We start from the raw sequence: 13,839 nt of genomic DNA, 5'->3' as shown, positions 1-13,839 counted from the left end.
ATGTATATTTGCAGGATAAAAATCCAACCCTATGAAGATACTGTATTATATTTATCAGATTTGCATCGCTTTGCCTATTTTATTAGTGTTGACCATCCTCACGGCAATCGTCACTATTGTAGGTTCTCTCTTGGGAGGAGCCCACATCTGGGGATATTATCCGGGGAAGATTTGGTCACAATTAATTTGTCTGTTTCTGTTGATTCCCGTGAAGATTGAGGGACGTGAAAAATTGCATGACAAAACTTCCTATATTTTCGTACCTAATCATCAGGGTTCATTCGATATTTTCCTTATTTATGGCTTCATCGGAAGAAACTTTAAGTGGATGATGAAAAAAAGCCTGCGTAAACTGCCGTTTGTAGGAAAAGCCTGTGAAAGTGCAGGACATATCTTTGTAGACAGATCCGGCCCTAAAAAAGTATTGGAAACAATCCGGCAGGCAAAAGACTCATTGAAAGATGGGGTTTCTCTCGTTGTCTTTCCTGAAGGAGCGCGTACATTTACAGGACACATGGGATACTTTAAGAAAGGCGCTTTCCAGTTGGCTGATGATTTACAGTTGGCGGTTGTACCCGTCACCATTGACGGCTCGTTCGAAATTCTGCCACGCACAGGCAAATGGATACACCGTCATCGCATGATTCTGACTATTCATGAACCGATTCCGCCCAAAGGGAAAGGAATGGAAAATATCAAGGCAACCATGGCAGAGGCTTACGCTGCGGTTGAAAGTGCCCTGCCGGAACAATACAAGGGAATGGTGAAAAACGAAGATCAGGACCGATAAAACTAATATTACTTATTTGTTGAAGCATTTTGTTCCAATCGTTGATGTTCTTCTATCAACTTCATGTTTTCTCTTGCTTTAGACAGGAATTCTCTAACCAGCTTATTATCTTTAAAAGAATAAGGAGCATCCTTGATTATATCATCAATTTGCGGAGTCATAATCGGATAAGGCAAAGAGCTGCAGAGCATCATAAACACACTGGGTCCCAGCACATTTTCATAATTATCGGAGATGAACGTTTTTACATACTGATTCATCGCTTTCATCAGTGAGTCTCCTTCCACCACCAACTGACCGTGAATTTCATCCAGATCGCCTCCATCCAGTACCATACGGGTTTCCTTCTGCTCCAGTTCACCAATGCTTTCTTCCAATTGGTTTCTTTTGCTGATAAACTCATACAGTGCATTATTTAAAGATGTTCCGACTGCCTTGAGGTCCGTATTGCTAATGGTAACTGTTATCTTCCCACTTTCCAGCACAATCGGCATAATGCTTTCTTCATCCATGTAAAGTGTCACCATCTGTACGGAATCTATTTTCCCTTTCATTGAGAACAGACCATGCACTACTTCAGCTGAATCCAGCTTCACCCACTCTCCATCCCGAAGGGATTTAAGATACAGCATCTTTCCATCCAGACTATTCACTGAAGAGGTTCCTTCAATCTTGTACTTACTGGTGCAGGAAGCAAAAAACGGAAGCAAAAGTAAAAAAGGCAAAATTTTATTCACGTTCATCTATTCATTAAATTCTGGGTACAAAGGTACAACTGATTCAGAATTCAAAGAAACATTTTATCAATATTTAAATCTTGTAAGACTCTTTTCTTTAATAATCCTTATAAACATAGGTACAAGGCTCTTTTTTTCATTTAGTTTATCTAATTTTGCAGTCATGAAAACATCAACATTTGCCCCTTTTGCCAAACCGCTTTATGTAATGGTAAAGCCTGTAGGTGCCGTATGTAATCTAGCATGCGATTACTGCTATTATTTGGAAAAGGCCAACCTATACAAAGACAATCCGAAACACGTAATGAGCGATGAACTTCTGGAAAAGTTTATCGACGAGTACATTAACTCACAAACCATGCCACAGGTGCTTTTCACCTGGCACGGAGGAGAAACGCTGATGCGACCGCTCTCCTTCTATAAAAAGGCAATGGAACTACAAAAGAAGTATGCCCGCGGACGAACGATCGACAACTGCATCCAAACCAACGGGACCATGCTCACCGACGAATGGTGTGAATTCTTCCGTGAAAACAATTGGCTGGTAGGAGTCTCTATCGATGGTCCCCAGGAGTTTCATGACGAGTATCGCAAAAACAAAATGGGAAAACCCTCTTTTGTGAAAGTGATGCAAGGCATCAATCTTTTGAAAAAACATGGGGTGGAATGGAATGCGATGGCAGTCATTAATGACTTCAATGCCGACTACCCACTAGACTTTTACCATTTCTTTAAAGAAATCGGTTGCCAGTATATCCAGTTCGCTCCTATCGTTGAACGTATTCTCTCACATGAAGACGGTCGTCACCTCGCTTCTCTTGCAGAAAATAAAGCCGGAACTCTTGCTGATTTTTCGATCACCCCGGAGCAATGGGGCAACTTCCTTTGTGCTCTTTTCGACGAATGGGTGAAAGAAGACGTAGGCAAATACTACGTACAAATATTCGATTCGACTTTGGCGAATTGGATGGGCGAACAACCTGGTATATGCACAATGGCAAAGACCTGTGGTCATGCCGGTGTGATGGAATTCAACGGAGATGTTTATTCTTGCGACCACTTTGTATTCCCCGAATATAAATTAGGTAACATTTACAGTAAAACTCTGGTGGAAATGATGCATAGCGAACGTCAGCACAATTTCGGGAACATGAAATATCAGTCTCTCCCTACTCAATGCAAGGAATGTGAGTTCCTGTTTGCCTGCAACGGAGAATGCCCGAAAAATCGTTTCAGCCAAACGGCTGAAGGCGAACCGGGGTTAAATTACTTATGCAAAGGGTATTATCAGTTCTTTAAGCATGTAGCTCCTTATATGGACTTTATGAAAAACGAACTGATGAATCAACGCCCTCCTGCTAATATCATGGAAGCACTGAAAAACGGAGATTTAAAAATTGAATACTAACCAATCATATATTGTAATTTTATCATTTAATAATGAACAGATTAAGACTTTATCTATTAGCGCTGACCGCGCTTTTTGTATGTTCCGTGAGAGCGGATGAGGGTATGTGGCTATTGCAACTGATGCAACAGCAACACTCCATAGACATGATGAAAAAACAGGGATTAAAACTGGAAGCACAAGACCTATATAATCCGAATGGCATTTCTCTTAAAGATGCTGTAGGTATATTCGGAGGAGGGTGTACCGGAGAAATTATCTCACCCGAAGGTTTGATTCTAACCAATCACCACTGTGGCTACGCTTCCATCCAACAACATAGTAGTGTTGAACACGATTATCTGACTGACGGTTTCTGGGCTACTTCCAGAGACAAAGAGCTCCCTACTCCGGGACTGAAATTTACATTTATCGAACGTATCGAAGATATTACGGATATTGTCAATGCCAAGATTGCGGCGAAAGAAATCACCGAATCCGAATCATTCAGCAATATATTCCTTCAAAAGCTGGCTCATGATCTTTATTTTAAAAGTGATCTGGCAGACAAAAAAGGAATTATTCCGCAAGCTCTTCCGTTCTATGCCGGAAATAAATTCTATCTTTTCTATAAGAAAATATATCCGGATGTACGTATGGTAGCCGCTCCACCCTCTTCTATCGGTAAGTTTGGTGGTGAAACAGACAACTGGATGTGGCCGCGTCATACCGGTGACTTTTCCATGTTCCGTATTTATGCAGATGCAAATGGTGAACCTGCAGAATACAGCGAGAGCAACGTCCCACTGAAAACCAAGAAACATTTGTCTATCTCTATCAAAGGATTGAAAGAAGGAGATTATGCAATGATTATGGGATTCCCCGGAAGTACGAGCCGCTACCTGACTGTATCAGAAGTAAAAGAACGTATGGAATCGGAAAACGATCCACGTATCCGTATTCGTGGTGCACGTTTGGCTGTCCTGAAAGAGGTAATGAATGCCAGTGACAAAATCCGTATTCAATATGCTAACAAGTATGCGGGTTCCAGCAACTATTGGAAAAACTCCATCGGCATGAATAAGGCCATCATCGATAATGATGTATTGGGAACAAAAGCTGCACAAGAAGCCAAATTCGCAGAGTTTGCAAAAGCACAAAACAATGCTGAATATGCAGCAGTAGTGAAGAATATTGATGACCTGGTAGCTAAGACAACTCCTCTCAACTATCAGTACACCTGTTTGAGAGAGACTTTCTTCGGAGCTATCGAATTTGGCAATATTATGTTGGCTAAAACACGCGAAGCATTGCTTGAGAAAAACGATTCTGTAATCGAAGCACGCATGAAAGCCTTGGAAAGCACTTACGAAAGCATCCATAACAAAGATTACGATCATGAAGTAGACCGCAACGTAGCGAAAGCCTTGTTCCCCTTATATGCTGAAATGATTCCGGCAAACCAACGTCCTTCTATTTATAAGGTTATTGAGCAGAAATATAAAGGCGATTATAACAAATTCGTTGATGATATGTATGACAACTCTATTTTTGCCAACCGGGCAAACTTCGAGAAGTTTACAAAGAAGCCTTCAGTGAAAGCGATTGACAATGATCTGGCACTGCAATACTGCCAGTCTAAATACGACTTGATGGATACACTGACTTCCCAGCTCAAGGATATGGATCGGGAACTAGCTTTGCTGCACAAAACTTATATCCGTGGTCTAGGTGAAATGAAGTTGCCTGTACCTTCTTATCCGGATGCAAACTTCACCATTCGTCTGACCTATGGTAACGTGAAACCTTATGATCCGAAAGACGGCGTACACTACAACTACTATACGACCACTAAAGGTATTCTTGAAAAAGAAAATCCGGAAGACCGTGAATTCGTTGTACCTGCCAAACTGAAAGAACTGATCGAAAAGAAAGATTACGGCCGTTATGCTTTGCCAAATGGTGATATGCCTGTCTGCTTCCTGTCGACCAACGACATCACCGGTGGTAACTCCGGCAGCCCGGTATTGAATGAAAACGGAGAACTGATCGGTTGTGCTTTTGATGGCAACTGGGAATCATTAAGCGGTGACATCAATTTCGACAACAACCTACAACGTTGTATTAACCTGGATATCCGTTATGTCCTGTTCATTCTGGAAAAGTTAGGAAACTGCGGACACCTAATCAATGAAATGACAATCGTAGAATAAATGAGAAAACAAATCCTATTTGTCCTATTTTCACTGGCAACTCTTAGCATCCACGCCGACGAAGGCATGTGGATGCTAACCGATCTGAAAGCACAGAACGCTGTTGCCATGCGCGAACTTGGCCTCGAAATTCCGATAGAGGAAGTATACAACGCAAATGGTCTTTCTCTAAAAGACGCTGTTGTACACTTCGGAGGAGGATGTACGGGAGAAGTTATCTCTTCCGAAGGACTGGTACTGACTAACCATCACTGTGGTTATGGAGCTATCCAGCAACATAGTAATGTAGAACATGACTATCTGACAGATGGTTTCTGGGCTATGAACCGTGATGCGGAACTTCCTACTCCGGGATTGACCGTCACTTTTATCGACCGGATTCTCGATGTGACCGATTACGTCAACGAACAACTGAAAAAAGATCCGGACCCGGATGGTGTTAATTATCTATCTCCAAGTTATCTTGGTAACGTAGCAGAACGTTTTGCCAAAGCGGAGAATATAGAAATAACTCCTGCAACAAAGTTGGAGCTCAAGGCTTTTTATGGAGGAAACAAATATTATCTGTTCATCAAAACAGTATACAGTGATATTCGTATGGTAGGGGCTCCTCCTTCTTCCATCGGTAAATTCGGAGCTGATACCGACAACTGGATGTGGCCTCGTCACACAGGCGACTTTTCTCTCTTCCGTATTTACGCGGACAAGAATGGAAAACCGGCAGAATATTCTAAAGACAACGTTCCTCTGCAAGTGAAAAAACATCTGAAGATCAGCCTCACCGGAGTTCAGGAAGGAGATTTCACCTTTGTCATGGGATTCCCCGGACGTAACTGGCGGTATATGATTGCCGACGAAGTGGAAGAACGGATGCAAACGACCAATTTCATGCGCCAGCATGTACGCGGAGCCCGTCAGAAAGTACTTATGGAGCAAATGCTGAAAGATCCGGCAGTGCGTATTCATTATGCAAGCAAATATGCTTCTTCGGCCAATTATTGGAAAAATGCAATCGGCATGAATGAAGGACTGATACGCCTCAATGTACTGGATACCAAACGTGCACAGCAAGAAGAACTATTAGCCCGCGGCCGTGAGAAGGGAGATGATTCGTATCAGAAAGCCTTTGATGAGATTCGCTCTATTGTATCTCACCGACGCGATGCGCTATATCATCAGCAAGCTATCAATGAAGCATTGGTCACCGCCCTTGATTTTATGCGTATCCCTTCCACGACAGAATTGGTTACCGCTCTGAAATCGAAAGATAAAGAGCTGATAAAAGAAGCAAAACTAAAACTGAAGAAAGAAGGAGATAAGTATTTTGCATCTGTCCCCTTCCCGGACGTAGAACGGATGGTAGCGAAAGAAATGCTGAAAACTTATGCCAACTACATTCCTGCAGAACAACGAATCAACATCTTCGAAATCATCAATTCTCGTTTCAAGGGAAGTATTGACGCCTTCGTTGATGCCTGTTTCGAACATTCCATTTTCGGCAATCCTAAAAACTTTGAGAAGTTTATCAAGAAACCAAGTTTGTATAAAATAGGATATGACTGGATGGTACTATTCAAATATTCTGTTACCGACGGAATTCTGAAAACAGCCATTGCCATGAAAGAAGCCAATCAGAACTATGACGCAGCTCATAAAGTATGGGTGAAAGGCATGATGGACATGAGACAGGAAAAAGGAACGCCAATTTATCCGGATGCGAACTCTACTTTACGATTGACATACGGCCAGGTGCTTTCTTATGAACCGGCTGACGGTGTGGTATATGATGCTCATACCACCCTCAAAGGTGTGATGGAAAAAGAAGATCAGGGAAACTGGGAATTCGTAGTGCCTCAAAAACTAAAAGAGCTATATAACTCCCAGGATTATGGACGTTATGGCAAAAACGGTGAAATGCCTGTCTGCTTTATCGTAAACACCGATAATACAGGAGGAAACTCCGGCAGCCCGGTATTTAACAGTAAAGGTCAGCTGGTTGGAACTGCTTTCGACCGCAACTTTGAAGGCTTAACAGGAGACATCGCTTTCCGTCCTTCATCGCAGCGAGCCGCTTGTGTTGACATCCGCTATACCTTGTTTATCATCGATAAATACGCAGGAGCCTCTCATATCATCGACGAACTTAGCATTGAGTAAATTGAGTAAATTGAGAATTGAGAATTAAAAATTGAGAAATAAAAGTCATGCCACTGGGCATCATATTTCTCAATTTTTAATTCTCAATTCTCAATTTATATAAACTCTTCTACCATATACATCTCGTCAATCATCTCATTCATTATATTCTGTAAATTCTGAACTGCTTCTTCAGGAGATTCCCCATAAGCATTACATTGCATATTTACAGTCAACCAGGCATAATAGCCACCATCTGATGCGCGTTCAAGCACATAATCCGTTCTGTTTAGTTTCATATTGGTAAATAATTAGTGAATATTGGTATTGAAGTTATTTCTGAATGTGAAGCTGCCAGTTTCTCCAGTTCACGGATCATCCGACGTTCACAGCTGCGAACCCAATAAACGAAATGACGGTTCGGAGTATATTCTCCTGCAAAACGAAGCAACGGTTGCAAATCAAAGGAATCACTGATTATTCCTGCCCCCGCTTTCATTGCATCATAGGCATTGCAGTCTTGTTCAATATGTGCCGGAACCATTAATACAGGTTTTCCAAGATACATTGCTTCGCAAATAGACTCGAAGCCTGCTGTACTGGCATAAGCCTTACAACCCGCCATAGCATTAAGAAACTTCACATCATCTATTTGATGGAAACTCAATGTTTCGTCAATCTGTGTCACCTCTTCAGCATCCGATCTATCCCAGAAAAAAGTTAAAGGGACTTCCGGATGCTTCGCATGAAAGCTCTCTACGCTATCGGCAAACCCGGAATTAACCATATATCCATGAATATAATCACCCTTTTCCGGACGGATAGCGGTCACTTCCTGACGAATCAATGGAGGAACGGTCACTATTTGATTCATATCATCCTGTTCCATTTCCAGGAAAGACAAAGCCAGTTTCTTCGAAGATCTTAGAGCGGTCATCCGGGTAAAGAAACGCAGCATCCATAACTGGCACGAATTTTTATCCGGAAACTCGAAATCACGATGTAAAAACAGATACTGATGTCCAACACAAATATACGGAACGGAGGGACGGAAGAGTGCATAGGTAAGTCCGGTTAAAAGCTCGTAGAAGTTGATGACAACTTCCGCCCCTGTCTCCCTGATCCGCTGATTTATATAATACATGCTACGAAGATACTCCGGTAATCTTAATAAATTGTATGCAAAGCTTTTCGTCAGGTTCGCCCGTTTATTATCTGCCGTAGGCAGAAAGTTCGGACTAATGAATCGCTTCACCGGTGCATGAATACTCCGATTGAAAAATCCCGGCAAAGTACGTGTCGAGCTTTTCCCGACTAAGACTTCCACTACTTCATGCCCATTGCGCAATAACATTTCTTCGAGGGTGATAGCCTGTGTAAAGTGCCCTCTCCCCTCACCTTGAACAACAAATAAGAATTTCATAGTTCTATTATTTTTCGATACGCAAAGTTCCCTCTTTCACATTACAAGATGATGACTCTACGATTACTATTCCGTGAACAAAAACGACTTTTTTTCGTTATTATAATAAAATAGAAATTATATTTGCGGTCTTCAAAGACTGCTTTTTAACTCTAAGAAAGAAAAGATTATGGAAAAATTTGAAGATTTAATACAGTCACCAGTGCCCGTTTTAGTTGATTTCTTTGCAGAATGGTGTGGACCTTGCAAAGCAATGAAACCGGTTTTAGAAGAACTAAAACTTATTGTGGGAGATAAAGCACGTATTGCAAAGATAGACGTTGACCAGCATGAAGACCTGGCTACTAAATATCGCATACAAGCTGTACCGACCTTTATACTGTTCAAGAATGGAGAGGCTGTCTGGAGACATTCCGGCGTAATCCATAGTAGCGAACTGCAAGGGGTTATCGAGAAGCATTATACATAAAAAGATAATAATAACGAATGAAGAAAGTATTAGTAATGGTAGCCCTCGTCATGGCAAGCGTGATTGTATACGCATTCAATGACAGTAGGGAAACCAATCAAGGTAAAAAAGAGGTAACAGGTAACGGTGAAGTCGTCGTAATGGACAAAGAAATGTTTCTGAAAGACGTCTTCGATTATGAGAAATCAAAGGAGTGGAATTATAAAGGTAATAAGCCCGCCATCATCGACCTATATGCAGATTGGTGCGGACCATGTCGCCAAACAGCTCCTATCATGAAAGAATTGGCAAAGGAATATGCCGGAAAAATTGTCATCTACAAAGTCAATGTAGATAAACAAAAAGAACTGGCAGCTTTATTTAATGCAACAAGTATTCCATTGTTTGTATTCATTCCCATGAAAGGAGATCCACAGCTTTTCCGTGGAGCTGCTGACAAGGCAACTTACAAAAAAGCGATTGATGAATTTCTCTTGAAGTAAAGAAGAAAATATAGTGACGCTATCCGGTCGGGATAGTAACGCTATAATAGGAAAAGAGTGACGGTATCCCGCAAGGATACCGTCACTCTTTTGTATATCTTGCCAATCCTTATTTGAAGTATCCCACAGGATGATTCATCATTGGCATTTGGCTATCTTTCAATTTCAAAACTTTCTTCAATTGTTCATTGTCCATCGAAGCGCGTGGCACTGTTGCTATGTTAGCAGCGGAACAGAATATTGAAATATTTTGAGAAACGATGCCGGAATCCATAGCCCCCATCAACTGGCTGCGTGCACTCTTCGCATCTCCAAATCTGGAAAGATCACTGATTAACACCAAAGACACCGGAGCTGTTTTCACAAATGCCTGTCCACCGGCTACTGCTCCACGATGATCTCCTTCAGCAACCAGAGTCAACTGATGATTTTTAGCATCATACAGATAACTTCCTTCAGGTAATACTACATATACATCCACATCCTGCTTATTCAACGCCGACGGAGCTGTTCTCATTCCGGATTCCTTACGGTTTATCCCATTAGCAGCCCATAACAAATCAGACAGATCCGACAGACTCAATGATTTAGAAGCATACTCGCGAGTTGAATGTCGTTCAGACAATGCCTTCATCACCGCACCGGTACGGTTTAAATTAGGCTTCGGCAATTTAATCACCTTATCAGCAGCAAAAGCAGCCGCTGAAAGCATTAAACAAACTAACAATAGTTGTACTTTTCTCATAACTGTGGTATTTAAAAATTGATAGACAAATATAAATAAAAAAGGTCTGTATTCGTTGCAGAATACAGACCTTTTAAGAGTTTATTAGGTTTAATTATTTCTTATCACCGAAATAACGGTTGTACAATCCTTCAAAACCTTTACCATGACGAGCTTCGTCTTTGCACATTTCGTGTACAGTGTCATGGATAGCATCCAGATTCAGAGCTTTAGCACGAGTTGCGATACGTTTTTTGTCTTCGCATGCACCTTGTTCAGCATCTTTACGTTTCTGCAGGTTCGTTTTAGTATCCCATACACAGTCGCCCAACAATTCTGCAAACTTAGCAGCATGTTCAGCTTCTTCCCAAGCGTAACGTTTGAAAGCTTCAGCTACTTCAGGATAACCTTCACGGTCTGCCTGACGGCTCATAGCCAAATACATACCAACTTCAGTACATTCTCCCATAAAGTGATTGTTCAGGTCCTTAATCATTTCTTCGTCACAACCTTTTGCCACACCAATAACGTGTTCGTCAGCAAAAGACAATGCGCCACCTTCTACCTCAACAACTTCTACGAATTTGCTGGCAGGAGCTTTACACAAAGGACATTTTTCAGGAGCTGCGTCACCTTCATGAACGTAACCGCATACAGTACATCTAAATTTTTTCATTTTCTTCTCAATTTTAAATTAATTAGTCAATACGTGTTTCTTTATCTTTACTTAAGCAATTCTTGCAAATACCTTTATAATAATAATGAACTTCCGATACCTGATGACCGTCCATGTCTACATTCTCCACTTTCTTTATGGCTTCCGGGCATTTCAGATCATAAATGTGTCCACAACGCTTGCACAAAAAATGAGAATGTACGGAAGTGTCTGCGTCAAAGTTCGTATTCTTCTCATCAATCGTAAGCATCAAGGCCGCTCCTTGCTCCGAAAACAATTTCAATGTATTATAAACCGTAGTTTTTGAAAGTGTCGGCATCGAGGGAGATAGTGCAGTATATATATCATCAGCTGATGGATGAATTGGATTATCCATCAGATATTCCATGATAGCGATACGCTGCATAGACGGCTTGATATTATGTTCTAATAATCGTTCGTATGGTTTCATTATTCTCCATTATTACATATTTGTATTTATTACAAATATTAATTCAATGCAAAGATAAAAAGTCTTTGTTTTATTTCCAAATAAATCTTTGTTTTTTTATATATCATAAAATAAAAAGCTTATATCTTTAGACATATGTTTATTCAAATAAGCCGGCCAATTCAACTTAATTCAAAACAATTTCCTATTTTTGCATCCATTATATATAAACAAGGTATAAGATGAACTACGGATTCGTAAAAGTAGCTGCAGCTGTGCCACACGTAAAAGTGGCAGACTGTAAATTTAATGCAGAGAAGATAGAAAGTCTGATTGCGGTAGCCGAAGGTAAAGGAGTGCAAATGATCGTATTTCCAGAAATGAGTATTACCGGATATACTTGTGGCGACCTGTTTGGACAGCAGCTTTTGCTTGAAGAGGCAGAAATGGGGCTGATGCAAATCCTTAATAATACTCGTCAATTAGACATTATTTCTATTGTTGGCATGCCTGTTATTGTCAATTCGACAGTAATCAATGCAGCCGTAGTGATTCAGAAAGGGAAAGTATTGGGAGTTGCTGCCAAGACTTATCTGCCAAATTATAAAGAATTCTATGAACAACGCTGGTTCACTTCGGCACTTCAACTGACAACCAATAACGTACGGCTTTGCGGACAAGTAGTTCCGATAGGTGCCAATTTGCTATTTGAAACTTCGGATACGACCTTTGGTATTGAAATATGTGAAGACCTTTGGTCTACCATCCCTCCCAGTTCTTCATTGGCACTGCAAGGAGCAGAAATTATCTTCAATATGTCTGCAGATAATGAAGGTATTGGAAAGAACAATTATCTCTGCTCTCTCATCAGCCAGCAATCTGCACGTTGCATTGCCGGATATGTATTCTCATCCTGTGGCTTTGGAGAGTCTACTACTGATGTCGTTTTTGCAGGTAATGGACTGATTTATGAAAACGGTTCACTTCTTGCACGCAGTGAACGTTTCAGTATGAAAGAACAACTTATTATCAGTGAAATAGATGTAGAACGCATCCGGGCAGAGCGCAGGATAAACACCACTTTTGCCGCCAATCAAGGTAATCTAGAAGATAAAAAGGCCGTTTCCATTGCAACAGAATTTGTCAAGAGCAAAGAACTGACCTTAACCCGCAAGTTCAATTCCCATCCCTTTGTGCCGCAGGGAGCAGAACTGAACGAGCATTGCGAAGAAGTATTCTCCATTCAGATAGCCGGACTGGCACAAAGATTGGTTCATACCGGAGCTAAAACTGCCGTAGTTGGCATTTCCGGTGGATTGGATTCAACACTCGCACTGCTTGTTTGCGTGAAGACTTTTGATAAGTTGGGATTGTCCCGGAAAGATATCCTCGGAATCACAATGCCAGGTTTCGGAACAACAGATCGTACATATCACAATGCTATTGACCTGATGAAATCGTTAGGTATTTCGATTCGTGAAATCAGTATAAAAGATGCCTGCATCCAGCATTTCAAAGATATAAACCATGATATAAATGTACATGACGTTACATACGAGAATTCGCAGGCGCGGGAACGTACCCAAATATTGATGGACGTAGCTAATCAAACTTGGGGAATGGTTATTGGCACAGGAGATTTATCAGAACTTGCACTGGGATGGGCAACCTACAACGGCGATCACATGTCTATGTACGGAGTAAATGCAAGTGTACCGAAAACTCTGGTGAAGTACCTAGTACAATGGGTAGCGGAAAACGGTATAGATGAAAATTCAAAAGCGACTTTACTTGATATAGTAGACACTCCCATTAGTCCGGAACTGATTCCTGCAGATGAAAACGGAGAGATTAAACAAAAAACAGAAGATTTGGTAGGTCCTTATGAGCTGCATGACTTCTTCCTTTATTATTTCTTACGTTGTGGTTTCCGCCCATCCAAGATATTCTTTCTGGCAAATATTGCCTTCAAAGATGTCTATGACGAAGAAACCATCAAGAAATGGCTTTATACTTTTTTCCGCCGCTTCTTTAATCAGCAATTCAAACGTTCCTGTCTGCCCGATGGACCTAAAGTAGGAAGCATTTCTATTAGCCCACGAGGAGACTGGAGGATGCCTAGTGATGCAAGTTCAGCTATGTGGCTCAAAGAAATAGAGAATTTATAAGTATTATAATACAGATTATCATAATCTATAATTCTCAAAGTATTCTTGCTGTGATGAGAAAGAATTCTCATGCCTATGAGAAAATCTTCTCATCACGGTGAGAATTTTTTCTCATAAGCGTGAGAATACTTTGAGAATAGCGTAACAGATAAATCACTATTAAACAATCATTTAATCCGATACATTTGTATAAAGCATACGAAC

At 41.0% G+C, this 13,839-nt stretch carries 13 protein-coding genes; 7 read left to right on the top strand and 6 right to left on the bottom strand.

Annotated elements, in window-relative coordinates; genetic code table 11:
• The first annotated feature begins 31 nt into the window (after nt 1–31).
• Nucleotides 32–790 carry a lysophospholipid acyltransferase family protein gene (locus CJF29_RS08595; RefSeq protein WP_004297350.1) on the top strand — a complete coding sequence of 253 codons (759 nt, stop codon included), beginning with the start codon at nt 32–34 and terminating at the stop codon, nt 788–790.
• Nucleotides 791–798: 8 nt separating this feature from the next.
• Here CJF29_RS08595 and CJF29_RS08590 read toward each other — a convergent pair whose 3' ends face one another.
• The gene (locus CJF29_RS08590; protein WP_074637391.1) at nt 799–1,533 is read right to left on the bottom strand and encodes a DUF4369 domain-containing protein; all 735 of its coding nucleotides are present in this window, start codon (nt 1,531–1,533) and stop codon (nt 799–801) included.
• Between the two features lie 157 nt (nt 1,534–1,690).
• Between CJF29_RS08590 and CJF29_RS08585 the strand changes: the two genes are divergently transcribed.
• From CJF29_RS08585 to CJF29_RS08575, 3 genes are read left to right on the top strand one after another with little or no spacing between them, the layout of a single operon-like run.
• Complete coding sequence (locus tag CJF29_RS08585) at nt 1,691–2,935, top strand: anaerobic sulfatase-maturation protein (protein WP_099146414.1); 1,245 nt, start codon at nt 1,691–1,693, stop codon at nt 2,933–2,935.
• A 32-nt stretch (nt 2,936–2,967) separates the two neighbouring features.
• Nucleotides 2,968–5,127, top strand: a complete 2,160-nt coding sequence (locus tag CJF29_RS08580) for a S46 family peptidase (protein WP_176553124.1) — start codon at nt 2,968–2,970, stop codon at nt 5,125–5,127.
• Nucleotides 5,128–7,284 (top strand): S46 family peptidase, encoded by a 2,157-nt coding sequence (locus CJF29_RS08575; protein WP_074556414.1) that lies wholly within the window; start codon nt 5,128–5,130, stop codon nt 7,282–7,284. It begins immediately after the preceding gene.
• 95 nt (nt 7,285–7,379) lie between these two features.
• Here the strand turns inward: CJF29_RS08575 and CJF29_RS08570 are convergent, their stop codons facing one another.
• The gene (locus tag CJF29_RS08570; RefSeq protein ID WP_004297339.1) at nt 7,380–7,562 is read right to left on the bottom strand and encodes a type II toxin-antitoxin system HicB family antitoxin; all 183 of its coding nucleotides are present in this window, start codon (nt 7,560–7,562) and stop codon (nt 7,380–7,382) included.
• Entirely contained in the window at nt 7,559–8,686 is a 1,128-nt protein-coding gene (locus tag CJF29_RS08565) for a glycosyltransferase family protein (RefSeq protein ID WP_074556413.1), read from the bottom strand. The genes CJF29_RS08570 and CJF29_RS08565 overlap by 4 nt, the downstream gene beginning before the upstream one ends.
• A gap of 169 nt (nt 8,687–8,855) precedes the next feature.
• On the opposite strand from CJF29_RS08565, the gene trxA reads away from it, so the two are divergent.
• Both trxA and CJF29_RS08555 read left to right on the top strand, forming a co-directional pair.
• Entirely contained in the window at nt 8,856–9,155 is a 300-nt protein-coding gene (gene trxA, locus CJF29_RS08560) for a thioredoxin (protein ID WP_004306008.1), read from the top strand.
• 17 nt (nt 9,156–9,172) lie between these two features.
• Entirely contained in the window at nt 9,173–9,637 is a 465-nt protein-coding gene (locus tag CJF29_RS08555; protein WP_004306007.1) for a thioredoxin domain-containing protein, read from the top strand.
• A gap of 109 nt (nt 9,638–9,746) precedes the next feature.
• On the opposite strand, the gene CJF29_RS08550 is transcribed toward CJF29_RS08555, so the two are convergent.
• From CJF29_RS08550 to CJF29_RS08540, 3 genes are all read right to left on the bottom strand, one after another.
• Entirely contained in the window at nt 9,747–10,382 is a 636-nt protein-coding gene (locus CJF29_RS08550) for a SagB/ThcOx family dehydrogenase (RefSeq protein ID WP_004312035.1), read from the bottom strand.
• Between the two features lie 94 nt (nt 10,383–10,476).
• Nucleotides 10,477–11,037, bottom strand: coding sequence for an NADH peroxidase (locus CJF29_RS08545; protein WP_004297333.1), 561 nt, complete (start codon nt 11,035–11,037; stop codon nt 10,477–10,479).
• A 22-nt stretch (nt 11,038–11,059) separates the two neighbouring features.
• The gene (locus CJF29_RS08540) at nt 11,060–11,488 is read right to left on the bottom strand and encodes a Fur family transcriptional regulator (RefSeq protein ID WP_074556412.1); all 429 of its coding nucleotides are present in this window, start codon (nt 11,486–11,488) and stop codon (nt 11,060–11,062) included.
• Between the two features lie 221 nt (nt 11,489–11,709).
• On the opposite strand from CJF29_RS08540, the gene CJF29_RS08535 reads away from it, so the two are divergent.
• Nucleotides 11,710–13,635: an NAD(+) synthase gene (locus CJF29_RS08535; protein WP_074556411.1), complete on the top strand. Its 1,926-nt coding sequence runs from the start codon at nt 11,710–11,712 to the stop codon at nt 13,633–13,635.
• Nucleotides 13,636–13,839 lie beyond the last annotated feature (204 nt).

Source organism: Bacteroides celer (assembly GCF_002632415.2).
GTDB lineage: Bacteria > Bacteroidota > Bacteroidia > Bacteroidales > Bacteroidaceae > Bacteroides.
The sequence above is the reverse complement of the archived record's forward strand: the minus strand, read 5'-3'. Positions and strand labels throughout refer to the sequence as shown.